This is a genomic window from Sphingopyxis sp. L1A2A (assembly GCF_005502465.1).
GTDB lineage: Bacteria > Pseudomonadota > Alphaproteobacteria > Sphingomonadales > Sphingomonadaceae > Sphingopyxis.
This window is the reverse complement of record NZ_SCOT01000018.1, coordinates 1-20222: the sequence shown is the minus strand read 5'-3', so window position 1 is coordinate 20222 and position 20222 is coordinate 1. Positions and strand designations below refer to the sequence as shown.

14 protein-coding genes are annotated in these 20222 nt (G+C 66.6%); 8 read left to right on the top strand and 6 right to left on the bottom strand.

Features of this window, described 5'->3' with window-relative positions; all coding sequences use genetic code 11:
* Window positions 1-2: 2 nt before the first annotated feature.
* The 7 genes from FFS68_RS11515 (at window position 3) to FFS68_RS11485 (ending at window position 14322) form a co-directional block, all read left to right on the top strand.
* Window positions 3-1511, top strand: a complete 1509-nt coding sequence (locus tag FFS68_RS11515; RefSeq protein WP_137753342.1) for a tryptophan halogenase family protein — start codon at window positions 3-5, stop codon at window positions 1509-1511.
* Window positions 1508-3310 (top strand): alpha-amylase family glycosyl hydrolase, encoded by a 1803-nt coding sequence (locus FFS68_RS11510; RefSeq protein WP_137753341.1) that lies wholly within the window; start codon window positions 1508-1510, stop codon window positions 3308-3310. Before FFS68_RS11515 ends, FFS68_RS11510 begins: the two co-directional genes overlap by 4 nt.
* A gap of 13 nt (window positions 3311-3323) precedes the next feature.
* Window positions 3324-4967 (top strand): alpha-amylase family glycosyl hydrolase, encoded by a 1644-nt coding sequence (locus FFS68_RS11505; RefSeq protein ID WP_249340133.1) that lies wholly within the window; start codon window positions 3324-3326, stop codon window positions 4965-4967.
* A complete protein-coding gene (locus FFS68_RS11500) occupies window positions 4967-7018 on the top strand; it encodes a glycoside hydrolase family 97 protein (RefSeq protein ID WP_137753340.1) in 2052 nt (683 codons plus the stop codon). The genes FFS68_RS11505 and FFS68_RS11500 overlap by 1 nt, the downstream gene beginning before the upstream one ends.
* Window positions 7019-7134: 116 nt before the next feature.
* Window positions 7135-8466 (top strand): hypothetical protein, encoded by a 1332-nt coding sequence (locus FFS68_RS11495; protein WP_249340132.1) that lies wholly within the window; start codon window positions 7135-7137, stop codon window positions 8464-8466.
* Window positions 8467-8630: 164 nt separating this feature from the next.
* On the top strand, window positions 8631-13337 hold the full coding sequence (locus tag FFS68_RS11490) for an NAD-glutamate dehydrogenase domain-containing protein (protein WP_171003843.1): 4707 nt from the start codon (window positions 8631-8633) through the stop codon (window positions 13335-13337).
* A 127-nt stretch (window positions 13338-13464) separates the two neighbouring features.
* Entirely contained in the window at window positions 13465-14322 is an 858-nt protein-coding gene (locus FFS68_RS11485) for a hypothetical protein (RefSeq protein ID WP_137753338.1), read from the top strand.
* Here FFS68_RS11485 and FFS68_RS11480 read toward each other — a convergent pair.
* On the bottom strand, window positions 14319-14555 hold the full coding sequence (locus tag FFS68_RS11480; RefSeq protein ID WP_171003842.1) for a ribbon-helix-helix domain-containing protein: 237 nt from the start codon (window positions 14553-14555) through the stop codon (window positions 14319-14321). The two genes, FFS68_RS11485 and FFS68_RS11480, sit on opposite strands and share 4 nt — an antisense overlap.
* Window positions 14552-15100, bottom strand: coding sequence for a hypothetical protein (locus FFS68_RS11475; protein ID WP_137753336.1), 549 nt, complete (start codon window positions 15098-15100; stop codon window positions 14552-14554). The genes FFS68_RS11480 and FFS68_RS11475 overlap by 4 nt, the downstream gene beginning before the upstream one ends.
* Before the next feature lie 160 nt (window positions 15101-15260).
* On the opposite strand from FFS68_RS11475, the gene FFS68_RS11470 reads away from it, so the two are divergent.
* A complete protein-coding gene (locus tag FFS68_RS11470) occupies window positions 15261-16007 on the top strand; it encodes a DUF4019 domain-containing protein (RefSeq protein WP_137753335.1) in 747 nt (248 codons plus the stop codon).
* Window positions 16008-16309: 302 nt separating this feature from the next.
* On the opposite strand, the gene phbB is transcribed toward FFS68_RS11470, so the two are convergent.
* From phbB to FFS68_RS11450, 4 genes are all read right to left on the bottom strand, one after another.
* A complete protein-coding gene (gene phbB, locus FFS68_RS11465) occupies window positions 16310-17032 on the bottom strand; it encodes an acetoacetyl-CoA reductase (RefSeq protein WP_137753334.1) in 723 nt (240 codons plus the stop codon).
* Window positions 17033-17129: 97 nt separating this feature from the next.
* A complete protein-coding gene (locus tag FFS68_RS11460) occupies window positions 17130-18686 on the bottom strand; it encodes a DUF1963 domain-containing protein (protein ID WP_137753333.1) in 1557 nt (518 codons plus the stop codon).
* A 93-nt stretch (window positions 18687-18779) separates the two neighbouring features.
* Window positions 18780-19775, bottom strand: a complete 996-nt coding sequence (gene hemH / locus FFS68_RS11455) for a ferrochelatase (protein ID WP_137753332.1) — start codon at window positions 19773-19775, stop codon at window positions 18780-18782.
* The coding region (locus FFS68_RS11450) for a molybdopterin cofactor-binding domain-containing protein (protein ID WP_137753331.1) at window positions 19772-20222 on the bottom strand (451 nt) is incomplete at its 5' end. The genes hemH and FFS68_RS11450, both read right to left, overlap by 4 nt.

Below are 20222 nucleotides of genomic sequence, written 5' to 3'. Positions count from 1 at the left end.
AGATGGCCGACATGCGATTGATCATCATCGGTGGCGGAACGGCGGGCTGGATGGCCGCCGCTTGCCTGCGCCGCTTCCTGCCGCAGGACTGGTCGCTGCAGCTGGTCGAATCGGACGACATCGGCACCGTCGGGGTTGGCGAGGCGACGATCCCGCAGATCCGGCTGTTCAATCAGGCGCTCGGCATCGACGAGGATGAATTCCTCACCGCGACGCAGGGCACGATCAAGCTCGGCATCGAATTCAGCGGCTGGACGCGCCCCGGGCATCGCTACATGCATGCCTTTGGCGCGATCGGGCGCGGGCTCGGGCTGCTCGAATTCCAGCATTACTGGCTGCGCGCGCGCAGCCTGGGCGCGGCGCAAAGCCTCGACCATTATTCGCTCAACGAACGCGCCGCCATTGCGCGGCGGATGCAGCGCGGGGCGCCGCGCACCTCGCCGCACCTCCATGAAATGCCCTATGCCTTTCACTTCGACGCCGGGCTCTACGCTGCCTATCTGCGCCGCCGTGCCGAGGCGACCGGGGTCGAACGCATCGAGGGGCGGGTCGCCGATGTCCGCCTCGACGGCGAAAGCGGCGATGTCGCGGGGGTGACGCTTGCCGACGGCCGCGCCATCGACGGCGATTTCTTCATCGACTGTTCGGGCTTTCGCGGCCTGCTGATCGAAGGTGCGCTCGCAACCGGTTATGACGACTGGTCGCGCTGGCTGGCCAATGATCGCGCCGTCGCGGTCCCCTGCGCGCATGGCGACACGCCGCAACTGCCGTGGACCGGCGCGACCGCGCGCGATGCCGGCTGGCAATGGCGCATCCCGCTCCAGCACCGCATCGGCAACGGCTATGTCTATTGTTCGGACCATATTTCCGACGACGACGCGCTCGCGACCCTGCTCGCCCATCTCGACGGCGCGCCGCAGGCCGAACCGAACCGGCTGCGCTTCACCAGCGGCAAACGGCGCCGGATGTGGAACCGCAATGTCGTCGCGCTCGGCCTCGCCAGCGGGTTCATGGAACCGCTCGAATCGACCAGCATCCATCTGGTTCAGGCGGGCATCTCGCGGCTGCTCAAGATGCTCCCCGCGGGGGCGAGCGACCCCGCCGTCGCCGCCGAGTTCAACCGCCAGAGCGATTTCGAATGGGAGCGCATCCGCGATTTCATCATCCTCCATTTCAAGGCCACCGAGCGCCGCGACACCGCCTATTGGCGCGATCGCGCGGCGATGCCGATCCCCGATACGCTGGCGGCAAAGATCGAACTGTTCCGCGCGCAGGGGCTGATTTTCCGCGAGCATGAGGAATTGTTCACCGAATCGGGCTGGCTACAGGTGCTGGTCGGGCAGGGCATCGAACCGCGGCGCTGGCACCCGCTGGCGGGCGGCATCGGCGAGCAGGAACTGGCGCAATATATGGCGGGCATTGCGCTGATGATCGACCGCGAAGTCGCTGAAATGGAAAGCTATGACCGCTTCCTCGCCGCCACCCGCCCCACTGCTGGAGTCGCCGCATGATCCGCTATTTTGCCCCACTGGCGCTGTTGCTCGCGCCGCTGCCTGCCGTCGCCGACGAAGCCGCGGTGCGCGCCCGGCCCGCGAGTGACGAGGTCATCTATTTTGTCCTCCCCGACCGGTTCGAGAACGGTGACGCCGCGAACGACAAGGGCGGGCTGAAGGGCGACCGGCTGGCAACGGGCTATGATCCGACCGCCAAGGGCTTCTATCACGGCGGCGACCTCGCGGGGCTGACCAGGCGGCTCGACTATATTCAGGGGCTGGGCGCGACCGCGATCTGGTTTGCGCCGGTGTTCAAGAACAAGCCGGTGCAGGGGCCAAAGGGCGACGAGAGCGCGGGCTATCACGGCTATTGGGTGACCGATTTTACCCGCGTCGATCCGCATTTCGGCAGCAACGCCGAATTCAAGGCCTTCGTCGATGCCGCACACGCGCGCGGGATGAAGGTCTATATGGACATCATCACCAACCACACCGCCGACGTGATCCGTTACCAGGAAGGCGAGGCCGAAGGCTTTCGGTACCGCAGCCTCGCCGATTATCCCTTTTCGCGGCGCGGCGGGCTGAGCGGACCGGCGATCAATCCGGGCTTTGCGGGCGACCATGTCGCGGCGCCGGAGAATTGGGCGAAGCTAACCGACCCGGCTTTTGCCTACACCCCGGTCGTGCCGCAGGACGAGGCGGCGGTGAAGGTTCCGGCGTGGCTCAACGACCCGACCTATTATCACAACCGTGGCAACAGCGATTGGGTCGGCGAATCGGCGCTCTATGGCGACTTTTCGGGGCTCGACGACCTTGCGACCGAAAACCCTCGCGTCGTGCAGGGGTTCATCGACATCTACGGCCGCTGGATCGACGAATTCGGCATCGACGGCTTTCGTATTGACACCGCCAAGCATGTGAACCCCGAATTCTGGCAGGCGTTCGTCCCCGCGATGCAGGCGCGCGCGGCGGCGCGCGGCATTCCGAACTTCCACATCTTTGGCGAGGTCTATATCGACGCGGTCGATCCCGGCGCGCTCGCCGCTTATACCCACACCGCCGACCTTCCGGCGGTGCTCGACTTCGGCTTTGCCCGCGCTGCGATCGATACGGTCAGCGGCACCAAGGGCACCGACCAGTTCGCGCGGCTGTTCGACGGCGATGTGCTCTACAAGGGCGGCGCCGAAGCCGCGCTCCAGCTGCCGACCTTCCTCGGCAACCATGACATGGGGCGCTTCGCGATGTTCGTGAAGACGGCGAACCCGGGCGCGAGCGATGCCGAGCTGCTGCAACGCGTGATGCTCGGACACAGTTTGATGCTGACGCTGCGCGGGGTGCCGACGATCTATTATGGCGACGAACAGGGGTTTGTGTCCGACGGCAATGACCAGCTGGCGCGCGAAAATATGTTCGCGTCAAGGGTCGCGGTCTATAACGACAATGATCTGGTCGGCACCAATGCGACCACCGCGACCGCGAATTTCGACCCCGCGCACCCGCTCTATCGCCACATCGCCGCGCTCGCCGACATTCGCCGCAAGACCCCGGCGCTGATGCGCGGCGCCACCAAGGTGCGCGCCTTTTCCGACAAGCCCGGGCTGCTCGCGATTTCGCGCTTTGACCCGGCGTCGGGGCGCGAGGTCGTGCTGGCCTATAATACGTCTGCAACGCAATTGTCGGCGACGATTGCCATCGATATGAAAAGCACGGTCTTTACCGCGCTCCATGGCGACTGCCCGGCCGCCGCTGCGGCACCGGGCAGCCTGTCTTTCTCCCTTCCTCCCTTTGGCACCATCATCTGCCAGGCCAGCGAATAACCGGAACCCCAGCGTGACGACCAATCCCTCTCTTGTCCAAAACCAGCCTGTGACCAGCGCCGTGCCGCCATGGTGGAAGGGCGCGGCGATCTATCAGGTCTATCCGCGCAGCTTTGCCGATTCCAACGGCGACGGCATCGGCGACCTGGCGGGCATCACCGCGCGGCTCGATTACATCGCCTCGCTGGGGGTCGATGCGATCTGGCTGTCGCCCTTCTACCCCTCGCCGATGGATGATTTCGGTTATGACATCGCCGATTATTGCGGGGTCGACCCGATCTTCGGCAACCTCGCCGATTTCGATGCGCTGGTCGCCCGCGCCCACGCACTGGGGCTAAAGGTCACCACCGACCTGGTGTTCGCGCACACCTCCGACCAGCATGCCTGGTTCGCCGCCAGCCGCGCGAGCAAGGACAATGCCCGGGCCGACTGGTATGTCTGGGCCGATGCCAAGGCGGACGGGTCGCCGCCCACCAACTGGCAATCGGTGTTCGGCGGCCCGGCGTGGACGTGGGACGCGCGGCGCGGCCAATATTATATGCACAATTTCCTCGGCACCCAGCCGCAGCTCAACGTGCATAATCGCGCCGTACAGGATGCGCTGCTCGATGTGGTGCGCTTCTGGCTCGACCGCGGCGTCGACGGCTTTCGCATCGATGCAATCAATTTCGCGATGCACGATCCCGAAATGCGCGACAATCCGCCGGCGCCGCCGTCGAACAAGGTCCGCACCCGGCCGTTCGATTTCCAGCAGAAAATCTATAACCAGTCGCACCCCGACATTCCGCTGTTCCTCGAACGCATCCGGGCGCTGACCGATCAATATGACGGCAGCTTCACGGTCGCCGAAGTCGGCGGCGACGATGCGGTGCGCGAGATGAAGCTGTTCACCGCGGGCGTGAACCGGCTCAATAGCGCCTATGGCTTTGACTTCCTCTATGCCGACCGGCTGACCCCGCAACTGGTGCGCGAAGCGGCGCAGCAATGGCCCGACGCGCCGGGCATCGGCTGGCCCAGCTGGGCGTTCGAGAATCACGACGCGCCGCGCGCGGTGTCGCGCTGGACCCCCGATGGCGTCGATCCCGCCGCCTTTGCGCGCATGAAGATGGCGCTGCTGTGCGCGCTGCGCGGCAATATCATCCTCTATAATGGCGAGGAACTCGGGCTCGATCAGGTCGAAATTCCGTTTGAACTGGTCAAGGATCCCGAGGCGCGCAAAAACTGGCCGCTCACCCTGTCGCGCGACGGTGCCCGTACCCCGTTGCCCTGGGCGGCGGGCGAGGAACATGCCGGTTTCTCCGCCGCCGATCCGTGGCTGCCGCTGGGGCCCGCGCACCGCGAACTGGCGGTTGATCGCCAGCAGGACGATGACCGCTCGCTGCTCAACCTGACGCGGCGGCTCGTCGCGCTGCGCGCCGCGCATCCGGCGCTGCGCCTCGGCCGCGATGCCCGCTGGGTCGCCGCGGGCGATCTGCTCGGTTTCGACCGCATCGCGGGGAACCAGCATCTGCGCTGCCTGTTCAACCTGGGCGGCAAAGCGATCGATCTGGCGGCGCATGGCGCCGACGGCGTGGTGCTGCTCGCGCTCAACGGCGCCGATCCGACAATCTTGCCGCCGTGCGGCGCCCTCTGGCTTGAAATCGAAGGAACATATTGATGCGGACCCTGATCGCCACCGCCGCGCTGCTCGCTGCGGCCACCCCGGCCGCCGCGCTGGCGCAGGATGCCCGCCCGTCGCAGACCGCGACCTCACCCGATGGCAGCCTGGTGCTTACGGTGTCGACCGACACCGATCAGCGCCCGACCTGGTCGCTGTCGCGCAAGGGCAAACTGTTGATCGCGCCGTCGAAGCTCGGCTTTCTGATGGCCGACCGCGTCGGCCTGCAACGCGGCTTTGCGATCGAGGGCGCGGAAAAGGTCAGCGCCGACGGCCAATGGGAATTGCCGTGGGGCGAGCGGCGCTTTGTGCGCGATCACCACAATGAAATGCTGGTGCGGTTTCGTCAGCATGAAAGCTGGGGCGGACATGCGCTCAACGTCCGTTTCCGGCTGTTCGACGACGGCATCGGCTTTCGCTATGAGCTGCCCGAACAGGCGGGGCTGAAGACCGCGAAGATCATCGACGAGGTTACCGAATTCGACATCGCGGCGCCCGGCACCGCCTGGTGGATCACCGCCGGCGAGTGGAACCGCTACGAACAGATTTATCAAAAGACGCCGATCGATGCGGTCGCCACCGCGCACACGCCGATGACGATGCGGCTCGACGACGGCACCCATCTGGCGTTCCACGAAGCGGCGCTGGTCGACTATTCGGGGATGTGGCTGAAACGCGCCGAGGGGCGGCTGTTCCGCTCGACGCTGTCGCCCTCGTCGCGCGGCCCGCGCGTCATCCGCGAGTTGCCGTTCAACACTCCCTGGCGCACGATCCGCATCACTGACGATGCCGCGGGGCTGGTCGAAAGCGACCTCGAGCTCAACCTCAACGAACCCAACAAGCTCGGCGACGTCAGCTGGGTCAAGCCGATGAAATATATCGGCATCTGGTGGGGGATGATCCGCGGCGACTGGAGCTGGGCCGAGGGGCCGAAGCATGGCGCGACGACCGCCCGGACCAAGCAATATATCGACTTCGCCGCCAAGCATGGGTTCGGCGGGGTGCTGGTCGAAGGCTGGAACAAGGGCTGGGACAGCAATTGGTTCGGCCACGGCGACGCCTATAGCTTTACCCAGGCCTATCCCGATTTCGACCTGAAGGCGGTGACCGACCATGCGCGCAAAAAGGGCGTCACGCTGATCGGCCATCACGAAACCGGCGGCAACATCGCGGTTTATGAAGCCCAGCTCGAAGACGCGATGAAGCTCTATGGCGATCTGGGGGTTCAGGCGGTCAAGACCGGCTATGTCGCCGACGCCGGCGGCATCATCGCCCCGGGCGACGCCCCGGGCGAAACGCGCATGGAGTGGCACGATGGCCAGCGCCAGGTGCAGCATCATCTGAAAGTCGTCGAGACCGCGGCGAAATATAAGGTCGCGGTCAATCCGCACGAGCCGGTCAAGGACACGGGGCTGCGCCGTACTTATCCCAATTGGGTCGCGCGCGAGGGGGCGCGCGGGATGGAATATAACAGCTGGAGCGCCTTTGCGAACGGCGGTCCCGACCATGAACCGACGCTGGTCTACACGCGCATGCTGTCGGGGCCGATGGATTATACGCCGGGGGTGCTCAGCCTGGTCGGCGGCGAGGGGCGGCCGCACGCCTCGACCCTCGCGAAACAGCTCGGCCTCTATCTCGCCATTTATTCGCCGATCCAGATGGCGGCCGATTTCATCGAGAATCTGGAAGCGCACCCGCGTGAGCTGGAATTCATCAAAATCGTCCCCGCCGACTGGGCCGACAGCCGCCTGATCGCGGGCGAGGTTGGCGATTATGCGATCTTTGCGCGCAAGGACCGGAACAGCGCCGACTGGTATGTTGGCGGGGTCAACGACGGCACCGAACGCACGCTGACGCTGGGTTTCGACTTCCTCGATGCGGGCAAGACCTATACCGCGACGATCTACAAGGACGGCGAAGGCGCCACGTACCTCACCGAAGCGCGGCACAAGATCGCCTATGAGACGATCAAGGTGAAAAAGGGCGATTCCTACAAGCTGTGGCTCGCCCCCGGCGGCGGCGCGGCAATCCGGCTCCATCCGGGGAAATAGACCCGACCGGATGGGGCGCTGATCGGCGGCATTGTCGTCATCGTTTACGCGGCTTTTACCAGTTCTGGTGCATGACTTCGGCCGATGTTTATGGCTGGGGATAAATGATGGACAGCATGCGCGGACTGCTTTCGGGCAGCCACGACCAGGAAGACGGGGCGATCGATGCGCCCGCGTCGGTCGGTGTCGATGAACGGCGGATGCAGGTGCGCGCCTATAATTATTGGGCGTCGCTGCTCGCCGACCGCGCGTATCCGTCGGTCGAGGATCTTGATCTGGAGGGCGCCGATTTCGGGTCGCACTCGGTGCTGCTCGATTTCACCGCCGGGGTCGAAAACCCCGGTATTGCGTTCCTTGGCGACCGGCTGCGCGCCGAATCGCAGATCGACGAGGATGTCCATTATATCAGCCAGATTCCGGGCCGGTCGCTGCTGTCGCGGCTGACCGACCATTATCTCCAGATCATCGCCAACCGCGCCCCGATCGGGTTCGAGGCCGAATTCGTCAATGATCGCGGCACGACGATCATGTACCGCGGCATCCTGTTGCCCTTCTCGTCCGACGACGACACGATCGACTTCATCATGGGGGTGATCAATTGGAAGGAAGCGGCGCCCGCCGATCAGGCCGCCGAATTGCAGCTGTCGGTCGAACAGGCGCTGCGCAGCGCCGCGCCGCTGACCGCGCCGGTGCCGGTGTGGGCCGACGGCCCCGATAGCGAACATCTTGACGACGATGTCGACGGCGATGCGAGCCCCGGCTTTGCCGCGCTGGTCGACAGCGCCGACGTGCCGATGGTTGCCGCAGCCGACGACGATGACATGCCCGCCGCCGACCCCGGCGCCGATGCCGAACTCGCCGACTGGCTGGCGCTCGCGCGCGAAACCGCCGAACGCGCGATCGCCGCCGACAGCCGCAGCCGCGGCGCGCTGTATCAGGCAGTCGCCAAGGCATGGGATTTCGCGCTGGTCGCCGAGCAGCAACCCGACGCCTTTGCCACGCTGCTCGACGATGCCGGGCTGGCGGTGCAGGACCGCGCGCCGATGACGCCGGTGGTGAAACTGGTGTTCGGCGCCACCTACGACAAGACGCGCCTTGCCGAATATGCCTGCGTGCTCGGTCATGCCAAGGATGAAGGCGTCGGCCGCGGCGAACTCGCCGCCTATCTCGACCGCTATCCCGGCGGGCTCAAGGGGCTGGTCAAGGACGCCCGCGCGCGCCGCAAGCCCGCGGGCGAAGCGGCCGCCCAGGTCGATGACACGCTGGCCGCGCTGCGCGCCGCGCATCCGGCGATCATCCTCGAGCATGACGCCGGCGACGCCGAATTCGTCGTGCTGATCGCGCGCGCGATGCCAGGCGGGCATATCGGGATCGTCGCCAAGGCGGCGGATGATCCGGCGCTGATCGCCCGGCTGGCGAAGAAGGCGGTGCCGATTACCGGCGGCTGAGAGCGTTCACGCAACAGTCGATCCAAAAATTGAAATATTTTAACGCGGGCGCGCGAACGAGGCCTTGAGCCGCGCGCGTCACAGGCGCATAGGGTGGCGAGCGAACGGGCCCCCGCCGATCGTCGGCAGGGATCCCCATTTTTTGGTTCGGGATGCTGCACTTTATGCCTCAAAATTCGTCCGCCACGCCGGAAACGGACACGCCAACCACCGCCACCGCCAAAGTCCCCGCCAAAATCGCCGCCGCCTATCTGGCGGCGCTGCACGGCAGCGCGCTGCCCGGCGAAGGCGACGATATGGACAAAACGGCGCTGGCCGATGCCAGCCAGTTCGCGGGGCGCGCCTCGCTCGATCGCGACGCCGAAACCCCGTCGCTGCTGCTCGAACCGATGGCGGCCGACGGCACCGACCGCCGCATGCGGCTGGTCATCGTCAACGACGACATGCCTTTCCTGGTCGATTCGACGTCGCAGATCGTCGCCGCGCAGGGACTGGCAGTCCACCGCATCCTCCACCCCGTCGTCGCGGTGAAGCGCGATGCCAGCGGCCATCTGTTGGCCGCGGGCGAGGGGCCGGATCGCGAGTCGGTGATTTATATGGAGCTTGAGCGCGGCGATGCGCGCGCCCGCCGCCGCCTGATCGACGCACTCGAAGCGGCGCTGCGCGACGTGCGCGCCGCGGTGCGCGACTGGCGCGCGATGCGCGCCGCGATGCTCGCCGATGCCGCGATGCGCGTCGAGGGCGAGGCTGCCGAACTGCTGCGCTGGTTCGAGGGCGGGGCGATGACCCAGCTCGGCCATGAATGGCGGACGCGCGACGGCAAGGTCCAGGAGCCGCTGGGGGTCAGCGAAAGCGGCGAGAGCCAGCTCTTGTCCCCTGCCGCGCTCGACGCGGCGTTCGCATGGTTCGATGGGGGCGGTCAGGCCCCGCTGCTGATCAAATCGAACCGGCTCTCGGCGGTCCATCGCCGCGTGCTGCTCGATCTGGTCATCGTGCCCGAAATGAAGGGCAAAAAGGTCGATCGCCTGTCGATCCACGCCGGGCTGTGGACCAGCGCGGCGCTGTCGGCGCGCCCCGACAAGGTGCCGGTGCTGCGCGCCCAGCTCGACGCGCTGATGACCAAATTCAGCTTTGATCCCACCGGCCACGCGGGCAAGGCGCTCGCCCACGCGCTGACCGCGCTGCCGCACGATTTGCTCATCGCTTTCGATGCCGCGTCGCTCGAAGCACTGGTGCTCACCTCGATGTCGATCACCGACCGCCCGCGGCCGAAACTGGTGACGGTGCGCAGCGCGCTCGGCCGTCATCTGTTCGTGTTCGTCTGGCTGCCGCGCGACGAGGTGTCGACCGGCCGCCGCATCGCGGTCGAGGCGATGCTGGTGCGCGCCGCCAAAGCCGGGGTCATCGGCTGGACGATGGTACTCGAGGACGGCGGCGCGGCGTTGCTGCGCTATACGCTCGATCTGCGCAGCGGCGGGGTCGTGCCTGACACCGACGCGCTCAATGCCCAGCTCGAACAGATGGTGCGCGGCTGGCAGCCCGAGGTCGAGGCGGCGCTGGCCAAGCGCGGCGATCCGGGGCGCGCGGCGGCGCTCGCGGCGCGCTTTGCGCCGACCTTTCCGCCCAACTATCGCAACCTCTACAATCCCGAAGAAGCGGCGCGCGACATCTTGCGGCTGCGCGATCTCGACGCCGACAATCCGCGCAGCGTCCGGCTGGCGAAAAAGAGCCTCGACGGCGACGACCGGCTGCGGCTGAAAGTGTACAGCGCAGTCGGCCCGCTTGCGCTCTCCGACGTCGTTCCCGCGCTCGAACATTTCGGGTTTGAGGTGCTCGAGGAAATCCCGACCGCGCTCGGCCACGGCCGCGCCCCGGGGATGGAGAGTGATGACGAGGTGCCGATCGTCATCCATGATTTCACGCTGCGCCTGCCCGCGTCGGTCGATGAATTGGCGCTGTTGCCCTATGCCGAAGTGCTCGAAGGCGCGATTGCCGCGGTGCTCGACGGCCGCGCCGAAAATGACGCGTTCAACGAACTGGTGCTCACCAACCAGACCGACCCGCGCGCGATCGTCTGGCTGCGCGCCTGGTTCCGCTATTTGCGCCAGGGCGGATCGGCTTATGGCATGGACACCGTCGTCAGCGCACTGCGCCACGCTCCGGCGCTGACCGCGGCGCTGATCGAGCGGTTCAGCGCGCTGCACGATCCCAAGGGCCGTGATGCCAAACGCGCCGACGCGCTGGAAGCCGACATCCTTACGGGCTTTGCCGATATCAAATCGATCGACGAGGATCGTATCCTCCGCCTCTTCCACGCGGTGATCGGCGCGACCTTGCGCACCAACGCCTTTGCCCCCGCGGCCGCCGAAGCACTGGCGTTCAAGATCGATTCCAGCCTCGTCCCCGGCCTGCCCAAGCCGCTGCCGTGGCGCGAAGTGTGGGTCTATTCCCCGCGGGTCGAGGGTATCCACCTGCGCGCCGGTCCGGTCGCGCGCGGCGGGCTGCGCTGGTCCGATCGCCGCGACGACTTCCGCACCGAAATCCTCGGCCTGATGAAGGCGCAGCGCGTCAAAAATGCCGTCATCGTGCCGACCGGCGCCAAGGGCGGCTTCTATCCCAAGGCGCTGCCCGACCAGTCGCTCGACCGCGATGCGTGGTTCGCCGAGGGTACCGAATGTTACCGCATCTTCATCCGCTCCTTGCTGTCGATCACCGACAATCTGGTCGCGGGTCAGGTCGTGCATCCGAAGGGCGTCGTGATCCACGACGGCGACGATCCTTATTTTGTCGTTGCCGCCGACAAGGGTACCGCGACCTTCTCCGACGTCGCCAACCGCCTAGCGATGGAGCGTGACTTCTGGCTCGGCGATGCGTTCGCCAGTGGCGGGTCGAAAGGCTATGACCATAAGGCGATGGGGATCACCGCCAAGGGCGCGTGGCTGTCGGTCCAGCGTCATTTCGCCGAAATGGGCGTCGATGTGCAGGCCGACACGATCCGCGTCGTCGGCTGCGGCGACATGTCGGGCGACGTGTTCGGCAACGGCATGTTGCTGTCCAAGGCGATCCAGCTGGTCGCGGCGTTCGACCACCGCCACATCTTCCTCGACCCCAATCCCGATCCGGCGAAAAGCTGGAAGGAACGCGAGCGGATGTTCAACATGCCGCGCTCATCCTGGGCGGATTATAACGCCAAGCTGATCTCGAAGGGCGGTGGCATCTTCCCGCGCAGCCAGAAAAGCATCCCGCTGTCCCCTGAAGTGCAGGCGCTGCTCGGCCTGTCGGTGTCCGAAATCGACCCCGGCGCGCTGATCTCGGCGATTCTGAAGGCACCCGCCGACCTGCTGTGGTTCGGCGGCATCGGCACCTATGTAAAGGCCGCGAGTCAGAACAATGCCGAGGTTGGCGATCCCGCCAACGACGCGCTGCGCGTCGATGCCGAGGAACTGCGCGTCCGCGCGGTGGGCGAGGGCGCCAACCTGGGCACCACCCAGGCGGCGCGCATCGCTTTCTCGGCCCGCGGCGGGCGGATCAACACCGACTTCATCGACAACAGCGCCGGGGTCGATTGTTCGGATAACGAGGTCAATATCAAGATCGCGCTCAACCGCGAGATGGCCGAAGGCCGCCTCACGCAGGATGCGCGCGATGCGCTGCTGGTGCGGATGACCGACGATGTCTCGGCGCTGGTGCTCGAGGACAACCGGCTGCAGGCGCTGGCGCTGTCGATCGCCGAACAGGGCGGGTCGGCGGCGGTCGCCTCCTATGTCCGGTTGATGGAGACGTTCGAGACCACCGGCCGCCTCGACCGCAAGGTCGAAGGGCTGGCGGCGAACGACGAATTGCTGCGCCGCGCCGCCGAAGGCCGCGGGCTGACCCGTCCCGAACTCGCGGTGCTGTTATCGACGGCAAAGCTCGCGTTGCAGGACGCGATCGAGGACAGCAGCCTGCCGGACGATCCGGCGCTGGCCAGCGATCTTGCCGCGGCCTTCCCGGCCGAAATGCAGCGCGATTTTGCGGCCGCGATCGCCGATCATCAGCTGCGCCGCGAAATCATCGCGACCAAGCTGGCGAACCGCATCATCAACCGCATGGGCATCGTCCATCCGTTCGAGCTGGTCGAGGAAGAGGGCTGCGCGCTCGGCGACATCGCCGCGGCGTTCGTCGCGGTCGAACGGCTGCTCGCCATGCCCGCGATCTGGGACGCGCTCGACGCGGCCAGGATCGATGAAAGCGTGCGCCTGTCGCTGTTCAGCCAGGCCGCATCGGCGATGACCTCGCAGATGGCCGACCTGCTCCGCGTGACGCAGGCGCTGGCGCAGGCCGGACCGGTGGTCGCGCGGCTCGAACCCGGGGTCGACCGCCTGATGACCGGGGTCGATGCGCTGCTCAGCCCCTCGGTCAAGCGTCAGTGGGACATGCTGACCCAGCAATTGCTCGACGCCGGCGCCCCCGAAACGCTGACCGCCGCGGTGGTCCAGCTGTTCAAGACCGACGGCGCGATCGGCATCGTCGACCTCGCCGAACGGCGCGGCGACGACGAGGTCGCGGTGACCCACGCCTTCACCCATCTGGGCGAGGCGCTCGGGCTCGACTGGGCGCAGACGCTGGCGGCGCATATGAGCCCCGCCGATCCGTGGGAACGCCTGCTGGTCAACAGCCTGGCGCGCGATTTCCAGCAGATGCGGCTGACGTTCCTGGCCGGGTTGCCGAAAGGCGATCTCGACGCCGCGGTGACCAAATGGCTGACCGAGCACGCCGCGCGCGTCGCGCAGTTCCGTGCGACGGTCGAGCGCGCGCGGACGATCCCGAACCCGAACGGCGCGATGCTGTCGCATATTGCGGGGCAGGCGCGCGGGTTGCTGGGGCGGTAAACATCTTCGTCATTGCGAGCGAAGCGAAGCAATCTCCAGCCCTCGGTGTCGCGCGATATCGACAACTGGAGATTGCTTCGTCGCTACGCTCCTCGCAATGACGGATTGAAGAAGGCGATCGAAATCCATGCCCTTCCAACCCCGCGTCGCGATCCTTGTCCCCGCGCCTGATTATTACGAAAACTGGCAGCCCGCTTTTGCCCGCAAGGCAGCAGCGCTGAGCGGCGCCGGGCTGATCGTCGAGCAGCGCATGTGGACCGACCCCGGCGACCTGTCGGGCTATGACCTGATCTTGCCGCTCTTCGCTTGGGGCTATCAGCGCGATGTCGCAGCCTGGTACGCGCTGCTCGACCGGCTGGAAGCCGACGCGCTGCCCGTCGTCAATCCGGTGCCGGTGCTACGCTGGAACAGCGACAAGGCGTATCTATCCGAACTCGCCGCCAAGGGTATCGCGGTGGTGCCGACGATCGAGGTCGCGGCGCTCGACGATGCCAGCCTAGCCGACGCGCGGGCGCAACTCGGCGCCGACGAAATTGTCATCAAACCCGCGATCTCGGGCGGCGCTGACGGCACCCACCGCATCGCGCCGGGCGGCGCAATCCCCGCCGATGCGCGCGGCCAGCGCCGCCTCGTCCAGCCGTTGATGCCGGGCATCCTGACCGCGGGCGAATTTTCGCTGTTCTTCTTCGCCGGCCAATTCAGCCACGCGATCGTCAAACGCCCCGCGGCGGGCGACTTCCGCGTCCAGGAACAATTCGGCGGGCGTGAAACTCCATGGGAAGCCAGCGACGCGGCGCAGGCGCTCGCTGCTGCAGCGCTGGCCGCCGCCCCGGCGCCACCGGTCTATGCCCGCGTCGACATGGTCGGCGACGCAGCGGGCACGCTGCACATCATGGAACTCGAACTGATCGAACCGTCATTGTTCCTGCACCACGCCCCCGACCAGGGCGCGGCGTTCGGACATGCGGTTTACGCCGCCATCTAGCCCGCCGGGCGCCCCCGCCACAGCCATTGCCGGATCGCCGAGGTCAGGTTTGGTGGGTCATCCGCCTCCATCCGCTCGACATCGATCCGCGCGACGAGCGCGTTGACGGGCAGCGCCTGCCGCGCCGCTTCAGCCTCCAGCGCGTCCCAGAACATCGGTTCCAGGCTGATCGACGTCGGGTGACCCGCGATGGTCACCGACCGTTTGACCGGGGGATGCAGCGGCGCGCTCAAGCGCGTGCGCGCCAGCGGTGCAGGATCCACGGCGCTGCCGCCAACTCGATGGCGCCGACCAGAAAGCCGAGGTTGAGCGGAAGGCCAAGGCCGAACAGCGCCAGTCCGGCAACCAGCAGCATCGCGGCGCCCAGCACCCAATAGGCGATCTCGCCATACAGAGTGCGAAACAGGAAATAGCGCGCGCCGACAATCGCCGCGAACACCGGAATCGCCAGGTCGGGCGCGCGCACGAGCAACACCCAGGCGATCATGATGCCGACGAACAGCAGGATCGTCGCTTCGATCGCCAGCGTTTCGAGCGGCTTGCCGATGGTGGCCTTGGGCGCACGGAAGGCGATGCGCTCGATCAGAACGCCGAGCGGGTGGATCGCCATGCCGCCAAAAAACAGCGCGGCAAAGGCGGCGGTGATGCCGTGAAAATGCCATATCGCGCCCGCGACCAGCCAGACAAGGCCCGAGACAAAGACGCCCGGCGCCCCGCCGGCGTAAGCGCGCGAAAGATCGTGCTGGGCGGCGGCGAGAGGCGGGGCGGCTTCGGTCATGCGGCCGGTGTAGCGACTTGACCGGCAACCGCAAAGCCGCTCACGCCGCGTGCCCCGCCGCCGCCAGCGTTGGCAAGGCAGGTACGATTTATTTGGGGTAGCTAGCCGTTCGGGCGCTCCGTACACCATGGCGCGGTCCGGCGCGAACATAGGCAAGCCCATGACATCAGGATTTCAGGCCCTCACCGAAAAGGAAAAGCAGACATTGCGGCTGCTGGTTGATGGCCATGACGCGAAATCGATGGCGCGCCATCTGGGACTGTCGGTGCATACGATCAACGAACGCCTGCGCGATGCGCGGCGCAAGCTGTCGGCGTCGAGCAGCCGCGAAGCGGCGCGGCAGCTGCGCGAGATCGAGGCGCGGCACCCCGAAATATCGGGGGACAAGGCTTTGGGGGAAGCCACAGCCCCCTCCGGCATGGAACAGCTTGCTCTACCCGCCGACGCGCGCCGCATGGTGCGGCCGTCCGGCTGGGTTGCAGGAGCGATCATCATGTCATTCAGTCTTGCCTTGCTGGCCTTTGCCGCGATGTCCGGGGACGCCGATACGCCCCCCAAGCCGCCCGCGACCGCACAGGCCGAAAGCGCCGCGGTCGCCGCAGCGCGCGACTGGCTCGCGCTGGTCGAAAAAGGCGACTGGAACGGCAGCTGGGCGGCGACGGGGGCATCGTTCAAGGCGCTCAATACGGTCGAGACCTGGACGCGGGTGGCGCAGCAGGTGCAACTGCCGCTGGGGGCGGTGAAATCGCGGGTGCTGGTGACCGAAGAGTCGGTGCCCGCGCCGCCCTATGGCTATCAGATGGTCAAGTTCCGCACCGATTATGCGAACAAGGTGGGAGCGATCGAGACGCTGTCGCTGGTGCGCGAGGGCGGTGCCTGGCGCGTGGTGGGGGTAACGATCGAATAGGGGGCGGAACGGATCGGAAATCTGATCCGCCCTCTCTTCCCGTTCGTGTCGAGCGAAGTCGAGACACGTCTTGGCTTGGCGCTATCTCTCGGCGTGTCTCGACTGCGCTCGACACGAACGGTTTTTCGTATTGGATGGCGCCCTGAATGGCGGCGGCAAAGCCGCCGCTATGACGTCAGACGGGTTCGGCGATCCTTCGGGATTGCCGCCCCGCTGGCCGTGCCGGTGGCTGCCGCTTCGCGGCACCGGCGCCTAACCTTGTCGTTCGCTAAGCGAACGCCTTGGTTACGCGCCTGCCACCGTCAATACATATGCTGCCCGCCATTGATCGACATCGTCGATCCGGTCACGAACCCTGCGTCCTCGCTGCACAGAAACGCCACGCCGCGCGCGATTTCGTCGGCCTGGCCCAGACGCCCGACGGGAATCTTGGCGACGATCTTTTCCAGTACCTGCGGCGGCACTGCGGCGACCATGTCGGTGTCGATATAGCCCGGTGCGATCGCGTTGACGGTGACGCCCTTTTTGGCGCCTTCCTGCGCCAGCGCCTTGGTGAAACCGTGGATGCCCGATTTCGCCGCGGCATAATTGACCTGGCCATATTGGCCGGCCTGGCCGTTGATCGACCCGATGTTGACGATGCGGCCCCAGCCGCGCTCGATCATGCCGCCAAAGGTCGCTTTGGCCATGTTGAAACAGCCGCCCAGATTGACGCGCATCACATCGTCCCAATCGCCATAGCTCATGCGGGCGAGGGTGCCGTCGCGGGTGATGCCGGCATTGTTGACGACGATGTCGACGGGGCCGAATTCCTCGGCGATACGGGCGCAGCTGTCGAGGCATGCCTGATGGTCGCCGACGTCCCATTTCATCGCCGCGATGCCGGTGCGGTCGGTAAAGGCCTTCGCCTTCTCGTCATTGCCGCCATAATTGGCGATGACGGTGACGCCCTGCTCCTGCAATTTCAGGCTGATCGCCTCCCCGATGCCCCGGCTGCCGCCGGTGACGATTGCTACGCGTGCCATGAATCAAGCTCTCCCACACAATTATTGCGCCAGACTAGGGCGCGGTGCGGGGCGCCGCAAGTTTACCGAAACGTCAATCGCAAAGCTATTCAGGCGGCTAGTTGCTCACTTGGACGCGCAGCTTTGAAAAGTCGCCGACGGCCAAGTCGGCCTTGTCGATCGTGATCACCAGATTGTCGCCATCGCCGAACATCCGGCTCATCAGCCCGCTGGTCGGCAGTTCGAGCAGCACGGCGTCGCGCTCCTCATCAAAATCATGGACATAGCGGAACGGTTCATGCCCGATCGCCGCCATTTCGCGCGCCGCCAGGTCGCGCCAATAGGGCTCGTAAAAGGCGCGCATCGGCGCCGACAGACTGTCCGGATTGGCGCACCAGGCGTGCTTGGCGCGGTCGAACAGGATCGTCTGATAATCATGGACCCACAAATTGGCGTCGCTGCGGTGCGTCGTCAGCGGCAGGGTGATTATTTGGTGCGTTTCGGCGCCGGTTTCGGGGTCGATGCGGTGCACCGCCTTCGCCCAATGGATCGCGTGCAGCGCCGCCATCACCGCAGTCGCGTCGCTGGCCGAAAAGGCTTCTTTCGCGGCGCTGTCGTGGATGATGGCGATGATCTCGTCGGCGCGGGTGTGCGCCTCGCGGTTGATCGCGGCACGCTGTTCCAGTTCGACGATCGCCTCGGCGCTCGCGCCCGGTGGCGGCACCGCTTCGGTGGTCAGCCGGTCGAGCCGCATTTCCAGCAGCGCGGCCAGCGCGGTCATGCTGCCCCAGTCGAACGGATGAAAGGCGGGGTCGGCGATGTCATAGCTGCGGTCATATAGCGTCGCGCCGGGTTCGTTCGGATCGGCCGCGATCCGCGGATCGGCATCGCCGGGCCGCACCGCGACCAGATCGACCGGCCATTCGGGAAAGGCGCGCACCGCAAAGGGCTCGAGGTCGCCAAAGCGCAGGCCGCCATGCGGCCCGAACCAGCCATCGGGATCGTCGAGCGCCAGCGGCGGCGATACCGCCGCATCGGTATCGCGCAGGTGGACGACGTGCATATGATAGCCGCGGCGATGGATGAAAAAAGCGAGCGCGCCGTCGCGCGGCCCCAGCCCGTCCCACAGCGCCGGCGGCAGGCTGGCGCAGTCGATCTGGGCCAGGAAATCGGCGGGTTCGCCGTCGATCTGCGGCCAGTCCATACCGCTGGGCAAGCGCGGCCGTCCGCCGATCCAGCTGTTGGTTGAAATCGCATCGCGCGGCGGGATCTGGGGCACCAGGCGCAGCGTGACCGCCTCAACCGCGCTCTGTTCGATCCGATGCGCTTCGTCTTCCACCTCAGAGGCCATGGCGCCCAGCGTCGCCTCGATCGCGGCCGGTTCGCCATCGGCGGCGGGTATCGGCCGGTAATCATAGTCGGTCTCGGCTTGCGGTTCGAGCGGCGCCTTGCCGCTCACCCGCGCCAGCCGCGATGCGGAGATTTCGACCGGTTCGGCCTCGACCTTTGCCTTGCGCGAAAGTTTCGGCATCCGGCTTTCACCCGGTGCGCGGGGAGCGCGCGGCGCGGCAGGAACGGTGCGCGGGCGGCGGCGCCACCACATGGCAAAGACGACCGCCACAAAGGCCAGCGTGACCCCGGCCAGCATCAATGCTGCCGATTGGACCTCGTTCATGGCGTATCTCCAAAGTGGCCGCGACCGGACCGTTTCGGTGCCGCACCGGAGCAATCTAGCGCATGGACCTAAACAGTTGGTAAGCGTGGGAGATTAAAGCCAGCCCGCCAGCTCGCGGCGCATCAGCGTCTCCAGCATCGCCATGCCCGGCGCCTCGGCGTTCAGGCACGGCAGATAAGCGAAGCGTCCGCCGCCCGCGCCCTCGAACTGTTCCTGGCCGCGGATCGCCAGCTCTTCGAGCGTTTCCAGGCAGTCGGCGGCAAAGCCCGGCGCAAAAATCGCGACGCTCTGGCCCGCTTTGCCAAAGGCTTCGAGCTGGGTGTCGGTCGCCGGTTCAAGCCATTTGGCGCGGCCAAAGCGCGACTGGAACGCCACCTCGACCGGGCGGCCCAGCGCGTCGGCCAGCAACCGCGCCGTCTTGCGGCACTGGCAATGATAGGGGTCGCCCAGATGCAGCGTGCGTTCGGGCATGCCGTGGAAGCTGGCGAGCAGCACGTCGGGGGTGAAATCGAGCGCCGCCAGCCCCGCCTCGACCGACGCCCTCAGCGCGCCGATATAAGCGGCATCGTCGTGATAGGGCGGCAGGTAGCGGACCGCCGGTTGCCAGCGCAGCCGGGCCAGATGGGCGCCGACCGCATCGACCACCGTCGCGGTCGTCGCGGCGCAATATTGCGGATACATCGGCGCGATCAGGATGCGCTGGCACCCCGCGGCGAACAGCGCATCGATCGCCGGGCCGATCGCGGGTTTGCCGTAACGCATCGCATAAGCGACCCGCACCGTATCGCCGAACAGCGGCTGCAACGCCGCGCTTTGCGCGCGGGTGATCGCGGCCAGCGGCGATCCTTCTTCGGTCCACACCTGCGCATAAGCATGCGCCGATTTTTTGGGCCGGGTGGTCAGGATGATGCCGCGCAGGATCGGCTGCCACAATATTTGCGGGATCTCGACAACGCGGCGGTCGGACAGGAATTCGGCCAGATAGCGCCGCACCGACGGCGCATCGGGCGCGTCGGGGGTGCCCAGATTGACGAGCAGCACGCCGATACCCGGCGCCGCGACGGGCGGATGATCGGGGGGCAGGGTCAAAGCGGTTGCCCCGAAAGCGGCAGGCGGCGGATGCGGCGGCCGGTCGCGGCGAACATCGCATTGGCGATCGCGGGCGCGACGACGGGCACCGCGATCTCGCCCAAACCGCCCGGTTCGCGGTCGCTGTCGACAAACTCGACCAAAATCTGCGGGGTTTGCGACAGCCGCGGCAGGCCGAGTTGGCCCAGCTTGCGCGCCGTCGCCACCCCGCCCGCATAATCGGTGGTCGCCCCGACCGCGGCGGCCAGGCCAAAGATCAGCCCGCCCTCAATCTGTTGCCGCGCGACCGCCGGATTGACGAGGCGCCCGGCGTCGACGACCGCGACCAATTGTTCGACCTGCAACCCCTTGTCGCTTTGCCGGGCGGTCGCCATCAGCGCGACATGGCTGCCGCGCATGCTGTGGCACGCCAGCCCCTGCGCGGTTCCGGGCAACCCGCCCTCCCAC

What these genes read in the sequence shown, in the direction of transcription:
- FFS68_RS11515 (WP_137753342.1), top strand. Translation starts at nt 3, where the DNA reads ATGGCCGACATGCGATTGATCATCATCGGTGGCGGAACGGCGGGCTGG.
- FFS68_RS11510 (WP_137753341.1), top strand. Translation starts at nt 1,508, where the DNA reads ATGATCCGCTATTTTGCCCCACTGGCGCTGTTGCTCGCGCCGCTGCCT.
- FFS68_RS11500 (WP_137753340.1), top strand. Translation starts at nt 4,967, where the DNA reads ATGCGGACCCTGATCGCCACCGCCGCGCTGCTCGCTGCGGCCACCCCG.
- FFS68_RS11495 (WP_249340132.1), top strand. Translation starts at nt 7,135, where the DNA reads ATGCGCGGACTGCTTTCGGGCAGCCACGACCAGGAAGACGGGGCGATC.
- FFS68_RS11490 (WP_171003843.1), top strand. Translation starts at nt 8,631, where the DNA reads ATGCCTCAAAATTCGTCCGCCACGCCGGAAACGGACACGCCAACCACC.
- FFS68_RS11485 (WP_137753338.1), top strand. Translation starts at nt 13,465, where the DNA reads ATGCCCTTCCAACCCCGCGTCGCGATCCTTGTCCCCGCGCCTGATTAT.
- FFS68_RS11475 (WP_137753336.1), bottom strand. Translation starts at nt 15,100, where the DNA reads ATGACCGAAGCCGCCCCGCCTCTCGCCGCCGCCCAGCACGATCTTTCG.
- FFS68_RS11470 (WP_137753335.1), top strand. Translation starts at nt 15,261, where the DNA reads ATGACATCAGGATTTCAGGCCCTCACCGAAAAGGAAAAGCAGACATTG.
- phbB (WP_137753334.1), bottom strand. Translation starts at nt 17,032, where the DNA reads ATGGCACGCGTAGCAATCGTCACCGGCGGCAGCCGGGGCATCGGGGAG.
- FFS68_RS11460 (WP_137753333.1), bottom strand. Translation starts at nt 18,686, where the DNA reads ATGAACGAGGTCCAATCGGCAGCATTGATGCTGGCCGGGGTCACGCTG.